Source organism: Alteromonas portus, assembly GCF_005117025.1.
Lineage (GTDB): Bacteria > Pseudomonadota > Gammaproteobacteria > Enterobacterales > Alteromonadaceae > Alteromonas > Alteromonas portus.
In genome coordinates this window covers 434,000-453,001 of the sequence record NZ_SWCO01000007.1, presented here as the reverse complement: position 1 = coordinate 453,001, position 19,002 = coordinate 434,000, and the positions used below count along the sequence as shown (strand labels likewise).

The window sequence follows — 19,002 nt, the reverse complement described above, 5'->3', positions numbered from 1 at the left end:
ACCACCGTCCATCTGAGCAGCACCAGTGATCATGTTTTTAACGTAATCAGCGTGTCCTGGGCAGTCTACGTGAGCGTAGTGACGAGTAGGAGTATCGTATTCTACGTGTGAAGTAGAGATGGTGATACCACGTGCTTTTTCTTCAGGCGCGTTATCGATTTGATCGAAAGCCTGTGCGTTACCACCGTAAGTCTTTGAAAGAACTGTAGTGATAGCTGCAGTTAGCGTAGTTTTACCGTGGTCAACGTGGCCGATTGTACCCACGTTTACGTGGGGTTTCGTACGTTCAAACTTTTCTTTTGCCATTTTTCTCGTTTCCTAAGTTAAAAGTCCGACCCACCAATAGACCGGACCGAACCTTCATTTAGATTAAATTCTAGATTCAATAATAGCCTGCGCCACATTGTTCGGCGCCTCAGAATAATTGAAGAACTCCATTGAGTATGAAGCACGACCTTGTGTTTGTGAACGCAAGTCAGTTGCGTAGCCAAACATTTCTGAAAGCGGCACTTTAGCACGTATTATTTTAACACCTGCGACGCCATCTTCCATACCTTCGATCATGCCGCGGCGACGATTAATGTCACCAACTACATCACCCATCCAGTCTTCTGGAGTAGTCACTTCAACTTTCATTGTGGGTTCAAGTAACACCGGATTTGCTTCTGCGGCGCCTTTTTTGAAACCCATAGAGCCGGCGATCTTAAACGCCATTTCAGAAGAGTCAACATCGTGGTATGAACCATCAAACAACGTAACCTTTACATCTAGTACCGGATACCCTGCAAGAACACCACTTCGCATCTGCTCCTGAATTCCTTTATCGACCGCTGGAATGAACTCTTTTGGTACCACACCACCGACGATTTCGTTCACAAATTCGTACCCTGAACCTTCTTCTTGAGGCTCAATGCGCAGCCATACATGACCAAATTGGCCGCGGCCGCCTGACTGACGAACGAACTTCCCTTCCACTTCTACAGATTTACGAAGGGTTTCACGATAAGCAACCTGCGGGTTACCTACGTTACATTCAACTTTAAATTCGCGCTTCATGCGGTCGACAATGATATCAAGGTGAAGTTCACCCATACCTGAGATAATCGTCTGGCCTGTCTCGTCGTCAGTTTTTACTTTAAATGACGGATCTTCAGCTGCAAGCTTGCTTAGGGCAATGCCCATTTTCTCTTGGTCAGCTTGCGACTTAGGCTCAACCGCAATTGAAATTACCGGCTCTGGGAACTCCATACGCTCTAGCGTAATAACATGGTTAGGATCACAAAGCGTATCACCGGTTGTAACATCTTTAAGGCCAATGGCCGCAGCGATGTCACCTGCACGTACTTCTTTAATTTCTTCACGGTCTTTCGCGTGCATCTGCACGATACGACCAAAGCGCTCACGCTTGCCCTTAACAGGGTTGTAAACCGTATCACCCGTATTTACTACACCAGAGTAACAGCGGAAGAAGGTTAGCGTACCCACAAATGGGTCGGTCGCTATTTTAAATGCTAGCGCTGAGAACGGCTCATCGTCGCTTGAATGACGCTCTGCTTCAGTCTCGTCTTTGTCGTCAAGTACACCTGTGATGGCCTTAACTTCTGTTGGAGACGGAAGGTAATGAATAACAGAGTCTAGTACTGCCTGAACACCTTTGTTTTTGAAGGCACTGCCACAGGTGGCAAGAACAATTTCGTTGTTCAGCGTACGCTGACGAAGGCCTGAACGAATCTCTTCCTCAGAAAGCTCTTCGCCTTCTAAGTATTTATTCATTAGCTCATCAGAAGCTTCTGCAGCCGCTTCGATCATTTCTGTGCGGTACTGCTCAGCGGTATCTAAATATTCAGCCGGAATGTCTTCATAGGTAAATGTCATACCCATGTCTTCTTCATTCCAGTTGATGGCTTTCATCTTCACAAGGTCGATGACGCCATGGAAATTCTCTTCAGCGCCCATGTTGATTTGAATCGGAACACAGTTTGCGCCTAAACGCTTGCGGATTTGACCCACAACACGTTCAAAATCAGCGCCAGCCCGGTCCATCTTATTAACGAACACAAGGCGTGGCACTTGATATTTGTCAGCCTGTCGCCAGACTGTCTCTGATTGAGGTTCTACCCCAGAAGACCCACAGAAAACAACAACTGCACCGTCTAGAACACGCAATGAACGCTCTACTTCGATAGTAAAGTCAACGTGTCCAGGGGTGTCGATGATGTTGATCCTGTGTTGATCGAACTGTTGCTCCATACCAGACCAGAAACAAGTGGTTGCAGCAGACGTGATAGTAATACCACGCTCCTGCTCTTGCTCCATCCAGTCCATGGTAGCAGCACCATCGTGCACTTCACCGATTTTGTGAGACAGTCCTGTATAAAACAGAACACGCTCTGTGGTCGTGGTTTTACCCGCGTCCACGTGAGCCACAATACCAATATTGCGATAACGCTCAATCGAGGTCTTACGAGGCATAAATCTCTCTCAGTTAAATAACGTTGATTACCAACGGTAGTGAGCAAACGCTTTGTTTGCTTCGGCCATACGGTGAACGTCTTCACGTTTCTTAACCGCTGAACCTTTATTATCTGCTGCGTCTAGCATTTCAGCCGCTAGGCGTTGTGCCATAGACTTCTCGCCACGTTTACGTGCAGCTTCTACCATCCAACGCATACCTAGCGCGTTACGACGAACTGGACGTACTTCAACTGGAACCTGATAAGTTGAACCACCAACACGACGAGACTTAACCTCTACTGTTGGGCGGATGTTATCAAGCGCTTCCTCGAAGATATCTAGGTGTGCTTTGCCGGTTTTTTCAGCAACAATATCAAGCGCACCGTAAACGATTTTTTCAGCGACTGACTTTTTGCCGTCGAGCATTACGACATTCATGAATTTCGCAAGCAGTTGTGAACCAAATTTTGGCTCTGGTAGGATTTTACGTTGACCTACGACTCTTCTTCTTGGCATTTTCTATTCTCCGTATGAATTCAGGGAAAACCCAAAACTCTTAAACTTCAGTTTGGCCTTACTAACGGAGAACCGTTATGACTTAGGCTTCTTCGCGCCGTACTTAGAACGGGCTTGTTTACGATCGTTTACACCTGCGCAGTCAAGAGTACCGCGAACTGTGTGATAACGAACACCTGGTAGATCTTTAACACGACCACCACGGATAAGTACTACACTGTGCTCTTGTAGGTTGTGACCTTCACCACCGATGTATGAAGAAACTTCAAAACCGTTAGTTAGACGTACACGACATACTTTACGTAGTGCAGAGTTTGGTTTCTTAGGCGTAGTAGTATATACACGAGTACATACACCACGTCTTTGTGGACAAGCTTGTAGAGCAGCTACGTTGCTTTTTTCAACGGGCTTTCTACGCGGCTTGCGCACTAACTGGTTAACTGTTGCCATTAACTAGCTCCTGATTAAAAACTACGAAAACCCAATCACTGTGATTGGGTCCATATTAATGCGATTAATTGTTTAATCGCTCTTGTTTGTGAACATTGTGCTCGTCAACATTCACTGAGCGCTGATACAAAAAACCGCGACCGTTTATCGAGCCACTTGTTGGCTATCCAAAATCGGGTCGCGGAATATTAAAGATCATCGCTCTGACTGTCAAGGTGTACAAAGGTTAAGCAGTTAATTTATCTGCAATCTGTACAACATGACTGCCAAATTGTTAGGAGTACGTTAACGTACTCCTATGATCTTGCCTTATTCGGCAGTATCTTCGTCTGCACCAGCATTAAGCGCTTCGGTTAGTGCCTGTTCTGCTTCAGCAGCAGAAACTGACATTTCTTCGATTTGCTCTTTGCGACGTTGTGCACGGCGTTCGTGGTAAGCGAAACCTGTACCCGCTGGAATTAGTCGACCAACGATTACGTTTTCTTTCAGACCGCGTAGGTCATCTTCTTTACCTTGAACCGCAGCTTCAGTTAGAACACGTGTTGTTTCTTGGAACGATGCCGCTGAGATAAATGACTCAGTAGACAGTGACGCTTTAGTGATACCAAGCAGCTGTGTTTCGTACTGCGCTGGGATCTTGCCGTGTTTTTCAATTTCACGGTTAGCCACTTTAACGTTCGATACTTCAACCTGTTCGCCTTCAAGGAACTGCGTATCGCCTGGATTAGTGATAATGCACTTACGTAGCATCTGACGAATAACTACTTCAATGTGCTTATCGTTAATCTTAACACCCTGTAGACGGTAAACTTCCTGAACTTCGTTCACGATGTAGTTTGCTACTGCAGAGATACCACGTAGACGTAGGATATCGTGCGGAGACTCTGGACCATCAGCGATAACTTCGCCTTTTTCCACTTTCTCACCTTCGAACACGTTAAGCTGACGCCACTTAGGAATCATCTCTTCGTACGCGTCACCCTCAGCAGGTGTAATTACAAGACGCTTCTTACCTTTGGTCTCTTTACCGAAGCCGATAGTACCTGAGATTTCTGCAAGGATAGCAGGCTCTTTAGGCTTACGTGCTTCAAATAGGTCCGCAACGCGCGGTAGACCACCCGTGATATCACGAGTCTTCGAGCTTTCCTGAGGAATACGTGCTAGCACGTCACCTTCGTTAGCCACTTTGCCTTCTTTCGCTTCGATGGTTGTGAAGCTTGGAAGACGAATTTCTTGAAGACCGAACTCGTCGCTTTCAAGAATTAGCTTAGGCTCTTTAGAGTTTACTTTCGCAAGGTCTTTAACAACGATACGGGTTAGACCAGTAAGCTCGTCTTGCTGCATTTCGGTGTTAGAGTCATCAATGTCTGCGAAGCTGATCTTAGCTGCACGTTCAGTGATGATCGGGTGACTATGCGGATCCCAGTTAGCAACAACGTCGCCAGCTGCAATAGTTGCACCGTCATCCACGCTAAGTACAGCACCGTAAGGTACTTTATAGCGCTCTTTCTCACGGCCTTGCTCGTCGATAACAGTAAGTTCTGTTGAACGAGAAACGATAACCACTTTGCCGTCAGAGTTACGTACGAATTTCGCATTGTGTAGCTTAAGGCTACCCGCAGTCTTAACTTGTACGCTGTTCTCAGCAGATGCTCTTGATGCCGCACCACCGATGTGGAACGTACGCATGGTAAGCTGTGTACCTGGCTCACCGATTGACTGTGCTGCAATAACACCAACCGATTCACCGCTACCCACCATGTGACCACGTGCAAGGTCACGACCGTAACACTTCGCACAAACACCGAAGTCGTTGTCACAAGTGATTACCGAGCGAACCATGATTTGGTCAACTGAGTTAGCTTCAAGCATGTCTACTAACGCTTCGTCTAGAAGAACGTTACGCTCTACTAGTACTTCGTTAGTACCTGGCTTAAGTACATCTTCTGCTACCACACGACCTAGTACACGCTCGCGTAGTGGCTCAACAACGTCACCACCTTCGATTAGTGGTGTCATTTGAACACCTTCGAATGTGCCACAGTCGTCGTTAGTGATTACCAAGTCTTGTGCAACGTCTACTAGACGACGCGTTAGGTAACCCGAGTTAGCTGTCTTAAGTGCGGTATCCGCAAGACCTTTACGAGCACCGTGAGTTGAGATGAAGTACTGTAGTACGTTCAGACCTTCACGGAAGTTCGCCGTAATTGGGGTTTCGATGATTGAGCCATCTGGCTTAGCCATCAGACCACGCATACCAGCTAGCTGACGAATCTGAGCGGCACTACCACGAGCACCCGAGTCGGCCATCATGTAAACTGAGTTAAATGATGATTGCTCTTCTTCTTCGCCATCGCGGTTAATTACGATGTCAGTCTTAAGGTTATCCATCATGGCCTTAGCAACTTTTTCGTTGGCATTTGACCAGATATCGATAACTTTGTTGTAACGCTCACCCGCGGTAACAAGACCGTTTTGGAACTGTTCCTGAATTTCAATAACTTCTGCTTCCGCTGCATCGATGATGTCTTTCTTAGCAGCAGGGATAACCATATCGTCGATACCAACAGACGCACCCGCGATCATCGCGTAGTGGAAACCGGTATACATGATTTGGTCAGCAGCAATTACTGTGTCTTTCAGACCAAGCGTACGGTAACAAGCATTCAATAGTTTTGAAATTTGCTTCTTGCCCATCGCTTGGTTGATGATTTCAAACGGCAGACCCTTAGGAAGGATCAATGAGAAAATCGCACGACCAACAGTAGTGTCAGTTAGCGTTACTTTCTCAGTTTTGTTGCCATCTTCATCGATGTCGTATTCAGTAATACGTACTTTAACGCGAGAGTGAAGCTCAGCATTACCTGTACGGTATGCTTTTTCTGCTTCATTCGGGCTGGTGAATACCATGCCTTCGCCTAAGCCGTTTACTTTGTCACGCGTTAGGTAGTAAAGACCCAATACAACGTCCTGTGAAGGTACGATAATTGGCTCACCGTTCGCAGGTGACAGAATGTTGTTCGTTGACATCATAAGTGCACGTGCTTCTAGCTGTGCTTCGATTGTCAACGGAACGTGTACCGCCATTTGGTCACCATCGAAGTCGGCGTTGTACGCCGCACACACTAGCGGGTGAAGCTGAATCGCTTTACCTTCGATTAGTGTTGGTTCGAATGCTTGGATACCCAAACGGTGAAGTGTAGGTGCACGGTTAAGTAGTACCGGGTGTTCGCGGATAACGTCGTCTAGTACGTCCCACACCTCTGGTGCTTCGCGCTCTACTAGCTTCTTAGCAGCTTTAATTGTTGTCGCAAGACCACGACCCTCAAGCTTACCGTAGATAAACGGTTTGAATAGCTCAAGTGCCATCTTCTTAGGAAGACCACACTGGTGAAGACGTAGCGTAGGACCAACGGTAATTACAGAACGGCCTGAGTAGTCAACACGCTTACCAAGAAGGTTTTGACGGAAACGACCTTGCTTACCTTTAATCATGTCTGCAAGCGACTTAAGTGGACGCTTGTTAGAACCGGTAATCGCACGACCACGACGTCCGTTATCTAGAAGCGCATCAACAGACTCTTGAAGCATACGCTTTTCGTTGCGTACGATAATGTCTGGAGCAGCTAGATCTAGAAGACGCTTAAGACGGTTGTTACGGTTAATAACACGACGGTATAGGTCGTTAAGGTCAGACGTTGCAAAACGGCCGCCATCTAGTGGTACTAGAGGACGAAGATCTGGTGGAAGTACCGGAAGAACCGTCATGATCATCCACTCTGGCTTGTTACCAGACTGTTGGAATGACTCAAGCAACTTAAGACGCTTAGTAATTTTCTTACGCTTAGTTTCAGAGTTGATTGAAGGCAGCTCTTCACGCATAGCCGCAACATCTGCGTCTACGTCTAGTGCTGTAAGAAGATCGAATACTGCTTCAGCACCCATCTTCGCTTCAAACTCATCACCGTGCTCTTCAAGTGCATCCAAGTACTCTTCTTCATTAAGAAGTTGGCTGCGCTCAAGCGTAGTCATACCTGGCTCTGTAACCACGTATGATTCAAAGTAAAGTACACGTTCAATATCACGAAGTGTCATATCTAGCATTAGGCCGATACGAGACGGAAGTGATTTAAGGAACCAGATGTGTGCTACCGGGCTAGCTAGCTCGATGTGACCCATACGCTCACGACGTACTTTAGTCAGTGTAACTTCAACGCCACACTTCTCACAGATAACACCACGGTGCTTAAGGCGCTTATACTTACCGCAAAGACACTCGTAGTCTTTAACCGGACCAAAGATACGCGCACAGAACAGACCGTCACGCTCAGGCTTGAACGTACGGTAGTTAATTGTTTCAGGCTTTTTAACTTCACCGAATGACCATGAACGGATCATGTCAGGTGAAGACAGACCGATTCGAATATTATCGAATTCTTCAGTCTTGTTTTGTTGCTTTAGAAACTTTAATAAGTCTTTCACATTACTCTCCCAGCGGAGTCAGTCTCTAGAACCCGGCGCAAGCGCCGGGCCATCTCATAACATTACGTGGCTAACGCCGTATTACTTTTCTTCAAGCTCGATGTTGATACCCAACGAGCGAATTTCTTTAAGTAGTACGTTGAATGACTCTGGCATGCCAGGTTCCATTCTGTGGTCGCCATCGACGATGTTCTTGTACATCTTGGTACGGCCGTTAACGTCATCCGACTTAACGGTAAGCATTTCTTGAAGGGTATATGCTGCACCGTATGCTTCAAGTGCCCACACTTCCATCTCACCGAAGCGCTGACCACCGAACTGTGCTTTACCACCAAGAGGCTGCTGTGTAACAAGGCTGTAAGAACCCGTAGAACGCGCGTGCATTTTGTCGTCTACTAAGTGGTTCAGTTTCAGCATGTACATGTAACCAACCGTAACTGGACGCTCAAATTCGCGACCGGTACGACCGTCAAACAAAGCAATCTGACCGCTTTCTGGAATATCAGCAAGCTTCAGCATTTCTTTGATTTCAGATTCACGAGCACCGTCGAATACAGGTGTTGCTACTGGAACACCCTTACGAAGGTTTTCCGCTAGACGACGAACTTCGTGGTCTGTGAAGCTATCGATGTCTACTTCTTGGTGATTCTCACCAAGCTCGTACACCTTCTTCAAGAAGTCACGTAGTTCAGCCAGCTCGCGCTGCTCTTTAATCATGCGATCAATCTTCACACCAAGACCGTGCGCAGCCATACCCAAGTGCGTTTCTAGGATCTGACCGATGTTCATACGAGACGGTACACCTAGTGGGTTAAGAACGATATCTACCGGCGTACCGTTAGCATCGTATGGCATGTCTTCTACAGGCTGGATAGTCGAGATAACACCTTTGTTACCGTGACGACCGGCCATTTTATCACCCGGTTGGATGTGACGTTTAACCGCAAGGTAAACCTTAACGATCTTAAGCACGCCAGGTGCTAGGTCATCGCCTTGAGTAATCTTGCGACGCTTACCTTCAAACTTCTTATCGAAGTCCATTTTGATTTCAGCGTGCTGATCAGCGATTTGGTCTAGCTCTAGCTGTGCATCTTCGCTATTAAGTGCGATTTCAAACCACTTTTCACGCGGCAGGCTGTCAAGCTTAGCTTGGTCAACACCAGCACGTAGAAGTGCAGTTTGTGCACGTGCAAAGATACCGTCTGCAAGAATTTCAAACTCGTCAGTAAGGTCTTTCTTAACCTGACGTAGCTGCATATCTTCAATTTCTAGCGCGCGCTTGTCTTTCTCTACACCGTCACGGGTAAATACTTGAACGTCGATTACCGTACCGTGAACAGAGTTAGGTACACGTAGAGACGTATCTTTAACGTCAGACGCTTTCTCACCGAAGATTGCACGTAGTAGTTTCTCTTCTGGCGTAAGCTGCGTTTCACCTTTAGGCGTTACTTTACCTACAAGGATGTCACCGCCTTTCACTTCCGCACCAATGTAGACAACACCTGATTCATCAAGCTTGCTAAGTGCAGATTCACCCACGTTCGGGATATCAGAAGAAATTTCTTCTGGCCCAAGCTTAGTGTCACGAGCGATACAGCTAAGCTCTTGAATGTGGATAGTAGTAAAACGGTCTTCCTGCGCTACACGCTCAGAAATAAGGATTGAATCCTCAAAGTTGTAACCATTCCACGGCATGAACGCGATACGCATGTTTTGACCAAGTGCAAGGTCACCTAGGTCTGTTGAAGGACCATCAGCTAGCACGTCACCTGCAACAATCGGGTCGCCAACACTACAAGTAGGCTTCTGATTGATACACGTGTTTTGGTTAGAACGTGTGTACTTAGTCAGGTTGTAGATATCGATACCCGCTTCACCTGGAAGCATTTCATCTTCGTCTACTTTAATAACGATACGGCTGGCATCTACGTAATCAACCACACCACCGCGCTTAGCAACTACAGTAACACCTGAGTCAACCGCGATAGTTCTTTCCATACCGGTACCAACTAGCGGCTTATCAGCGCGAAGTGTAGGTACTGCCTGACGTTGCATGTTCGCACCCATTAGTGCACGGTTCGCATCATCGTGCTCTAGGAATGGGATAATGCTTGCAGCAATTGAAACGATTTGCTGAGGTGAAACGTCCATGTACTTGATGTCTTCTTTAGGCATCAAAGTAGTTTCACCACGGTGACGACATGGAATTAGGTCGTCAACCAACTCGCCTGCTTCAGTCAACGCGATGTTTGCCTGAGCGATTGCGAATTGACCTTCCTCAATTGCAGATAAGTAATCGATTTCGTCTGTTACCACGCCGTCTACAATGCGACGGAACGGCGTTTCTAGGAAACCGAAGTCATTGGTACGCGCGAAGCTTGCCAATGAGTTAATTAGACCGATGTTCGGGCCTTCCGGCGTTTCGATTGGACATAGACGACCGTAGTGAGTCGGGTGTACGTCTCGAACTTCGAAGCCTGCACGTTCACGTGTAAGACCACCCGGGCCTAATGCAGAAATACGACGCTTATGCGTTACTTCTGATAGCGGGTTGTTTTGGTCCATGAACTGAGAAAGCTGAGATGAACCGAAGAACTCTTTAACTGCAGCCGAGATAGGCTTAGCGTTAATAAGATCTTGTGGCATCACGTTGTCTAGGTCGCCTAAGCTTAGACGCTCTTTAACTGCACGCTCAACACGTACAAGACCAACGCGGAATTGGTTCTCTGCCATTTCACCAACAGAACGGATACGACGGTTACCTAGGTGATCGATGTCATCTACTTCGTCTTTACCGTCACGAATCATTATTAGCTGCTTCATTACAGAAATAATGTCTTCTTTGTCTAGTGTACCAGCACCAATTAGTTCTTCACGGCCAAGACGGCGGTTGAACTTCATGCGGCCAACAGAAGACAGGTCGTAACGTTCATCAGAGAAGAACAAGTTATCGAACAAGGTTTCAGCTGCATCTTTTGTTGGTGGCTCACCAGGACGCATCATACGGTAAATCTCAACTAGTGCTTCAAGGCGGTTAGTTGAAGAATCGATACGTAGCGTATCTGAAATGTATGAACCGTGATCTAGCTCGTTGATGTAAAGCGTTTCGAACTCTTTGATACCTGCTTGGCTAAGCGCCGCTAGGTTTTCAAGGGTTAGTTCGTCGTTCGCTGTAACAATAACTTCGCCAGTATCTTCGTTTACGTAAGTAGCTGCGTAAACACGGCCAATTAGGTAATCGGCTGGTACTTCAAGCTCTGTAAGACCGGCTTTTTCTAGTGCACGCGTGTGACGCGCAGAAATACGACGACCCGTTTCAACAACAACGTTACCTTCACCGTCAATAATGTCAAAAGCTGCCGTTTCACCACGTAGGCGATCTGGAACCACTTCCATCATTAATTTGTCTTTGTCGATGCGTACGCTAACTTTGTCAAAGAAGGTATCTAAGATTTCTTCTGATGACATTTCAAGTGCGCGTAAGATAATCGTTGCAGGCAACTTACGACGACGGTCAATACGTACGAATAGGTTATCTTTCGGGTCAAACTCGAAGTCTAACCACGAACCACGGTAAGGAATTACACGTGCGTTATAAAGCACTTTACCTGACGAGTGGGTTTTACCTTTGTCGTGATCAAAGAATACACCAGGTGAACGGTGTAGCTGTGACACGATAACACGCTCTGTACCATTGATAACGAACGTACCGTTCTCAGTCATCAATGGGATCTCGCCCATGTACACTTCTTGTTCTTTAATATCTTTTACGGTACCTGGCGCAGCGTCTTTATCGAACAACACTAACCGTAGTTTTACTCTTAACGGAGCAGAGAAAGTTACGCCGCGAATTTGACATTCTTTAACGTCGAAAACGGGCTCTCCCAGGCGGTAGCTTACATACTGAAGCTCTGAACTACCTGAGTAGCTTTTAATTGGAAAAACGGAACGAAATGCTGCTTCCAAACCGTATTGAGCTTCCGGATCGGTCTCAATAAACTTTTTGAAAGAATCAAGCTGAATTGAAAGAAGGTATGGAATTTCCAATACCTGTGGGCGTTTGCCAAAATCCTTACGGATACGTTTCTTTTCGCTATAAGAGTAAACCATGGGTTCCTCAGCCTGCTGATTTATGACCCAACCTGCTGCAAAATGCTTTAAAACGCGTGCTATGGGCTAAAAGCTACGTTTCAAATGGCGCACTAAGCAACAAACTTCCACAACCCTTTTTCGGGCAGATACACCAGCATACAACAAAATTTAACCAATTATTAGTTAACTTGTTGGATTTTTATGCTTTTTATGGGTATTTCCGAATGGCGCTTTAAGTAGTGTAACCAAGGGTTAGATTCTACACACTATACAGCGCAAAAAGGCTGGTGGTTCAAAAAACCACCAGCCTTGCCGTCTCAGGCAATAATCTGACTATGTCAGATTACTTGATTTCTACTTCTGCACCAGCTTCTTCAAGCTCTTTCTTAAGTGCTTCAGCTTCATCTTTGCTTACGCCTTCTTTGATAGCTTTAGGAGCAGACTCAACTACTTCTTTAGCTTCTTTAAGACCTAGGCCAGTCGCGCCGCGAACTGCTTTGATAACTGCAACTTTGTTGCCACCGAATGAAGTCATTACAACGTCGAATTCAGTCTTTTCTTCTGCAGCAGCAGCGTCACCGCCAGCAGCTGGACCAGCAACAGCAACAGCAGCTGCAGCAGATACGTTGAATTTTTCTTCAGCCGCTTCGATAAGTTCAACCAGTTCCATTACTGGCATTTCAGCGATTGCGTTTAAGATATCTTCTTTAGTTAGAGCCATGTTCTCTAAACTCCTGGGTATAAAATGTTAAAAAAATCAATATGCCAAAAACGCCAATTACTTGGTGTCTTTGACCGCCGCCAATACGCGCACAAACTTGCCAGGAACTTCGTTGATTGTTTGAACGAATTTCCCAACTGGTGCTTTGAAGGTTGCAAGAAGTTTTGCAAGCGCTTCGTCGCGGGTAGGTAGAGCTGCAACTGCGTCCAATTTCTCTGGACCAAGAAGACCACTACCAATAGAAAGTGCTGTAACTTTTAGCTTATCGTTAGTCTTACCGAAGTCTTTGAAAAGACGTGCCGCACCGCCTGGTGCGTCGATAGAGAAACCATAGATAAGCGGACCAGTTAAGGCGCTGTCTAAGTCTGCAAATTGACTGTCTGCTAGAGCACGCTTTGCAAGAGTATTACGTACAACCTTTAGGTATACGCCTTGCTCACGAGCTTTAACACGTAGGTCAGTCAGTTCTGCAACTTCCATCCCACGGTATTCAGCAACGGCTACGGATAGAGCGCGAGACGCAACTTCAGAAACTTCTGCTACGATCTCTTTTTTTGCTGCTAAACCTAGTGCCACTGAGTTCACCTCTTTGTATCTGACTTTGTTTGCGGTTACCCGCTTACGCCGTCAGGGTTCACAGATTGATACCAACCCTCATGGTTGATACCGCTCTACGGTGTTTGTTACCCCAGAGAGTCTGAGTCAAACCACCGTCTGCGCAGGTTGTTGTATTAAGCAGTGTGTTGACTGTGAAAGTTCTCTTACCTCTTTCACCACACCGCACCTGCGGTCTAGGACGGGAGCTGCTTATTAGCACTGCTAATTGTCACAGCTCCAACCCATAACCTTTAAGAGATTTCGATGAGCCTAAGCTCAGCGAAATTAAAGACCTACAGAAGCCTTATCAAGAGCAACACCAGCACCCATTGTAGTGCTTAGGCTGATCTTCTTGATGTATGTACCTTTAGCAGAAGAAGGCTTAGCTTTCTTAAGTGCTTCAAGTAGCGCTTCAAGGTTTTCTTGAATTTGGTTCGCTTCGAACGCAATCTTACCAATGCTAGCGTGGATGATACCGTTCTTATCGTTACGGTAGCGTACCTGACCAGCTTTAGCGTTCTTAACTGCCGTTGCAACGTCAGGCGTTACAGTGCCAGTTTTTGGGTTAGGCATAAGGCCACGTGGACCTAAGATTTGACCTAGTTGACCAACAACACGCATTGCGTCTGGGCTAGCAACTACTACGTCAAAGTTCATTTCGCCTTTCTTAACTTGCTCAGCTAGGTCATCCATACCAACGATGTCTGCACCAGCTTCTTTAGCTGCTTCAGCATTTGCACCTTGAGTGAATACTGCAACGCGAACGTCTTTACCAGTACCGTTAGGTAGTACAGTTGCACCACGAACGTTTTGGTCAGATTTCTTCGCATCGATACCAAGGTTTACAGATACGTCAACGCTTTCTGCGAACTTAGCTGTTGCTAGTTCTTTAAGAAGCGCTACTGCTTCGTTGATTTCGTACTCTTTAGTAGAGTCAACTTTGTCGCGGATTAGGCGAGCGCGTTTAGTTAATTTAGCCATTCGATTAGTCCTCTACGTTCAAGCCCATTGAGCGAGCAGAACCCGCGATAGTGCGTACCGCTGCATCTAGATCAGCTGCAGTAAGGTCTGGCTCTTTAGTCTTAGCAATCTCTTCCAACTGAGCGCGAGTAACTTTACCCACTTTTTCAGTGTTAGGACGGCCAGAACCACTCTTGATGCCCGCGGCTTTCTTAAGCAGGTAAGACGCAGGAGGAGTCTTAGTTTCGAATGTGAAAGAGCGATCTTCGTATACAGTAATTTCTACTGGTACTGGAGCGCCTTTCTCAAGGCTTTCTGTTTTCGCGTTGAAAGCCTTACAGAATTCCATGATGTTTACACCGTGTTGACCTAGTGCAGGACCAACTGGTGGACTTGGGTTAGCAGCGCCTGCTGCAACCTGAAGCTTGATAATACCGCTTACTTTTTTAGCCATTTTACATGCTCTCTTGTTTGGGTCTAACGCCTCGCAAATACAGAGATTATTTGCTCAATCGGCTTCCCGTTTCCGTTTAAAAGGGCGCGCATTATATAAGGTGATTAATTACTATGCAAGGGCTAATTAGAATAAAAAACCATCGAAAGGTCAGTATTTTTACGCTCTCGCCTTTTAACCGGAGACCTTATACAAAAAAGCCCCGTCAAACGGGGCTTTTTAAAAATGCTATACGGTAGCTTGAGTAGGCTTAGCCTTTTTCTACCTGACCAAATTCTAGGTCTACTGGAGTAGAACGACCGAAGATAAGTACCGATACTTTTACGCGGCTCTTTTCGTAGTCTACTTCTTCTACCACACCGTTGAAGTCTGCAAATGGGCCATCGATAACGCGAATAACTTCGCCTGGCTCGAACAGCGTCTTTGGTCTTGGCTTATCAACGTTCTCTTCAAGACGATTTAAGATAGCATCAGCTTCTTTCTGCGTGATTGGCATAGGACGATCAGATGTGCCGCCGATGAAACCAAGTACGCGAGGTACGCTTTTCACTAAGTGCCATGACTCTTCTGTCATCGCCATTTCTACCAATACGTAACCAGGGTAGAATTTACGCTCAGATTTACGCTTTTGACCCGCACGCATTTCTACTACTTCTTCTGTTGGTACTAGTACCTGACCGAAGTAGTCTTCCATATTGTGCATTTTGATGTATTCAAGCAGGGTCTTCTTAACGCGAGACTCGTATTGTGAATAGGCTTGAACTACGTACCATCTTTTCTTTACTGCTTCTTCTTCAGACATACGCTTATGCTCCTATTCCTGTAATAAAGCCAACTACACGAACGATGATGCCGTCTAGTCCCCATAAAATTAGTGCCATGATTAACGTCGCTGCAAGCACGATAAGTGTAGTTTGGTTCGCCTCTTGACGAGTTGGCCACACAACCTTGCGAACTTCTGTGCGAGACTCTTTAGCAAAGCTCAAGAAGGTGCTACCTTTTTCGGTAGTTGCCGCGATGAAACCAGCTATACCAACAACTACAACAATTGCGATGGCACGGTATAGTACCGAGATCTCACCGTACATTGTATTAGCGGTTACTAAACCGGCAAGTAGTGCAAAAACCACTACCCATTTAAACATGTCCAATGCATTGGACTGATTTTCCGTCTTTTCGCTCATGTTACGATCCTAGCACTACAGCGTCGTTGTTTTACGCATCTAAAAAATGCGCAACTTAAAAATTCTTAGTTTAAGTAAATTTGGCAGGGGTGGAGGGACTCGAACCCCCAACCATCGGTTTTGGAGACCGCTGTTCTACCAATTCGAACTACACCCCTGTGGTGTCTAAAAGACAAAATTTACTTACACTGCCCTTGTGAGTTGTGCGTCTTTTCTAAGGAAAGTGCGGTATCGCAAGGGAGGGACGCGTATTATACTTAACCACTTTCAAGATACAAGCGGTTTATCCATCCCATCTGCGATTGAACGCTAATTCGCGCCTTACCTATTCAACGCCTATAAATCCGCCCGTTTGGTGTGCCCAAAGCTTGGCATATATCCCGTTATGCGCAATAAGCTCGGCATGGGTCCCCTGCTCTACAATGTTGCCCTTATCCAGAACAAGTAACCTGTCCATTTGCGCAATGGTTGACAATCTATGCGCTATTGCCAGCACAGTTTTGCCTTCCATCACTTTATCCAAACAGGCTTGAATGGCTGCTTCAACTTCTGAATCTAGCGCCGATGTGGCTTCGTCTAGTACCAGCACGGGCGCGTCTTTCAGTAACACTCGTGCAATAGCAATTCGCTGGCGCTGACCACCTGAAAGCTTAACGCCTCGCTCACCTACATGCGCGTCGTACCCTGTTCTACCGTGACTATCGGTAAGCGTAAGAATAAAGTCGTGGGCTTCGGCCTGTTTGGCTGCACGGATCATATCTTCTTCTGTCGCGTCGGTTCGACCGTAAAGGATGTTGTCGCGTACCGAGCGGTGCATCAGTGAAGTATCTTGTGTCACCATGCTAATTTTGGCGCGAAGGGTCTCTTGGCCTACTTCAGTAATATCTTGGCCGTCAATGACAATGCGACCACTCTGGGTATCGTAAAAACGCATGAGCAAATTAACCAATGTCGATTTACCCGCGCCAGAACGCCCCACTAAGCCCACTTTTTCTCCGGGCCTAATGGCTAAATCCAAGTTAGTGAACACATCAATAGGTTTGTTATCTGCACCTGAATAGGAAAAATGCACATTATCGAAATTAATCCCGCCGCCATTAACCTTTAGCGCGTCGGCTTTTGGCTTGTCTTTCACTGCTATTGGCTGTGCTAGCGTATTCATGCCGTCCTGCACCGTGCCTAAGTTCTCGAACAAGCCTGATACTTCCCACATTACCCAATGAGACATACCGTTTAGTCGTAAACACAGACTAATAGCGATGGCGATATCGCCGGGGCTTGCAATGTTTTCCATCCACAAATACACAGATAGCGCACCAATGGTGAAAATAAGAATGGCGTTAGCCATTTCCACGCAGAATTCCAGCACAGTAACCAAACGCATTTGCGGGTAAACCGTTTTAAGAAAACCATCCATGCTTTCTTTAGCGTAATCCGCTTCGCGGCGACTATGTGAAAACAGCTTCACCGTTGTGATATTGGTATAGCTATCAACAATACGCCCGGTCATTAATGAGCGCGCGTCGGCTTGCTTTTGCGAGACTTCTTTTAGTTTAGGTACCAGCACCTTCAAGATACCGATATACACAAAAAACCACACGATAAGCGGCATGGCCAAGCGCCAGTCAGTGCTAAAGATAAGCACAACCATAGAGATAAAATAAACGCTGATATAAACCAGTAAATCGAGAACCTTAGTCACGGTTTCTCGTACCGATAGCGCAGTCTGCATCACCTTGGTGGCTACACGGCCGGCAAACTCATCGTGGAAGAAGGTTAAACTTTGGCCAAGCAAATAGCGGTGCGCCTGCCATCTAATGCGCATGGGGTAGTTTCCCATCAAAGACTGACGAGAAAACAGCGAGCGCAACAAAATAAACAGTGGAATAAAAACGAGAACGGTTAAACCCATGCCAATGAGGGTAAATTTTTGGTCTGCTAAAAACGTGTCTCGGTTTTGATCAGAGAACCAGTCAACTAACTGCCCTAAAAAGCCGAATAGCGCCACTTCTAACATGGCAACAATGGCACTTAACACTGAAACAGTAAGGATTACGCCCCACATGCCTTTTGTATAGTACTTACAAAATGCAACGATACCTGTTGGCGGTTGGGTAGGCGGCGTGTCGGGGAAAGGCTGGGTCAGCTTTTCAAAAAATGAAAACATGTAGAACTCGTTAGTTATTCAGTGACAGAGCACGTTTACGTATGCCCCAAATTGCTGGGTCACAATTCTACACGATAACTGAAAGTGTGTTGAACTTTGCGGTGCTTTTTTACCGCAAAGCTCATTTCATATTGGTTAATATTTGGCAAAGCCAATTGCTTAATGAAGCGCTTAGTGAAGGGATTTGTAAAGGGCTTATCAAAAACCAGTCGAAGCATGGCTAAATTTCTGCAAACCTTCACTCTGCAAAGCCTAATTTAGCCAGTATGCCTTCTACTTTTTCAAGGTGTTCAGCCTGCCACTGCTCAAGTGACATAGAGCCATCTTTCTGAGCTCGCTTTTGAGCAATATCATAGGCTGCTAGCGCCTCAGCTTTTGGGATTACTGCAATGCCCTCTTCGTCTGCAACAATAATATCTCCGGCGTGAACAGTTACACCAGCACAGGTAATAGGCGCATTTAACGGCGATATGCACTTTTTGGCTCCTGGCTTGGGTATGACACCTCTGGCAAATACCGGAAATTTGTTGTCACGGGTTTCAGCAAGATCGCGTATAACACCATCAATCACGAAACCTTTTATGCCACGAGACTGAGCTATCGCGCAGACGTTCCCCCCCGCAACGGCGAATTCATCATCGGCTTCCACAACAATAATGTCACCGGGGCTTGCGCGATAGATGGCCGCATGCAGCATAAGATGGTCACCCGGCTCACACTTAACAGTGAACGCTGGGCCCGCAATACGTGGCATGCCTTCCCACAATGGTTTTATCGCGTAATGCATGAACTGCTCTCTTGGCAGCGCATCGGCGTACTCACAGGGTGATACGCTATCGAAAGGGGTATTGTGTAAGTCCATCGCCGTTCCTTGAATGTTGTAGTGTGTGAAAAAAATACTATAGCGAAATTAGCCCTACAAGTT

General features: G+C 46.3%; 14 protein-coding genes and 1 tRNA gene. All 15 read right to left on the bottom strand.

Annotated features, from left to right (window positions below; translation table 11 throughout):
* On the bottom strand, nt 1-306 hold a 306-nt coding region (locus E5672_RS13660; RefSeq protein WP_240692237.1), incomplete at its 3' end, for a GTP-binding protein.
* Between the two features lie 63 nt (nt 307-369).
* Nucleotides 370-2,472 (bottom strand): elongation factor G, encoded by a 2,103-nt coding sequence (fusA, locus tag E5672_RS13655; protein WP_014951035.1) that lies wholly within the window; start codon nt 2,470-2,472, stop codon nt 370-372.
* 27 nt (nt 2,473-2,499) lie between these two features.
* Nucleotides 2,500-2,970 carry a 30S ribosomal protein S7 gene (rpsG, locus tag E5672_RS13650; RefSeq protein WP_014951036.1) on the bottom strand — a complete coding sequence of 157 codons (471 nt, stop codon included), beginning with the start codon at nt 2,968-2,970 and terminating at the stop codon, nt 2,500-2,502.
* 75 nt (nt 2,971-3,045) lie between these two features.
* On the bottom strand, nt 3,046-3,420 hold the full coding sequence (rpsL, locus tag E5672_RS13645) for a 30S ribosomal protein S12 (RefSeq protein ID WP_014951037.1): 375 nt from the start codon (nt 3,418-3,420) through the stop codon (nt 3,046-3,048).
* 309 nt (nt 3,421-3,729) lie between these two features.
* Nucleotides 3,730-7,902 carry a DNA-directed RNA polymerase subunit beta' gene (gene rpoC, locus E5672_RS13640; RefSeq protein WP_071816177.1) on the bottom strand — a complete coding sequence of 1,391 codons (4,173 nt, stop codon included), beginning with the start codon at nt 7,900-7,902 and terminating at the stop codon, nt 3,730-3,732.
* A gap of 81 nt (nt 7,903-7,983) precedes the next feature.
* Nucleotides 7,984-12,012, bottom strand: a complete 4,029-nt coding sequence (gene rpoB / locus E5672_RS13635) for a DNA-directed RNA polymerase subunit beta (RefSeq protein WP_136782680.1) — start codon at nt 12,010-12,012, stop codon at nt 7,984-7,986.
* A 325-nt stretch (nt 12,013-12,337) separates the two neighbouring features.
* Entirely contained in the window at nt 12,338-12,715 is a 378-nt protein-coding gene (gene rplL / locus E5672_RS13630; protein WP_015068303.1) for a 50S ribosomal protein L7/L12, read from the bottom strand.
* Nucleotides 12,716-12,772: 57 nt separating this feature from the next.
* On the bottom strand, nt 12,773-13,291 hold the full coding sequence (gene rplJ, locus E5672_RS13625; RefSeq protein ID WP_014951041.1) for a 50S ribosomal protein L10: 519 nt from the start codon (nt 13,289-13,291) through the stop codon (nt 12,773-12,775).
* A gap of 306 nt (nt 13,292-13,597) precedes the next feature.
* Nucleotides 13,598-14,293 (bottom strand): 50S ribosomal protein L1, encoded by a 696-nt coding sequence (gene rplA, locus E5672_RS13620; protein WP_014951042.1) that lies wholly within the window; start codon nt 14,291-14,293, stop codon nt 13,598-13,600.
* 4 nt (nt 14,294-14,297) lie between these two features.
* Nucleotides 14,298-14,726: a 50S ribosomal protein L11 gene (rplK, locus tag E5672_RS13615; protein ID WP_014951043.1), complete on the bottom strand. Its 429-nt coding sequence runs from the start codon at nt 14,724-14,726 to the stop codon at nt 14,298-14,300.
* Nucleotides 14,727-14,976: 250 nt separating this feature from the next.
* On the bottom strand, nt 14,977-15,528 hold the full coding sequence (nusG, locus tag E5672_RS13610; RefSeq protein ID WP_014951044.1) for a transcription termination/antitermination protein NusG: 552 nt from the start codon (nt 15,526-15,528) through the stop codon (nt 14,977-14,979).
* A 4-nt stretch (nt 15,529-15,532) separates the two neighbouring features.
* Nucleotides 15,533-15,910, bottom strand: a complete 378-nt coding sequence (gene secE, locus E5672_RS13605; RefSeq protein ID WP_014951045.1) for a preprotein translocase subunit SecE — start codon at nt 15,908-15,910, stop codon at nt 15,533-15,535.
* Nucleotides 15,911-15,991: 81 nt separating this feature from the next.
* A tRNA-Trp gene (locus E5672_RS13600) sits at nt 15,992-16,068 on the bottom strand.
* A gap of 167 nt (nt 16,069-16,235) precedes the next feature.
* Nucleotides 16,236-18,077: an ABC transporter ATP-binding protein gene (locus tag E5672_RS13595; protein WP_136782679.1), complete on the bottom strand. Its 1,842-nt coding sequence runs from the start codon at nt 18,075-18,077 to the stop codon at nt 16,236-16,238.
* A 238-nt stretch (nt 18,078-18,315) separates the two neighbouring features.
* Nucleotides 18,316-18,939: an RraA family protein gene (locus tag E5672_RS13590; protein WP_136782678.1), complete on the bottom strand. Its 624-nt coding sequence runs from the start codon at nt 18,937-18,939 to the stop codon at nt 18,316-18,318.
* Nucleotides 18,940-19,002: the final 63 nt, after the last annotated feature.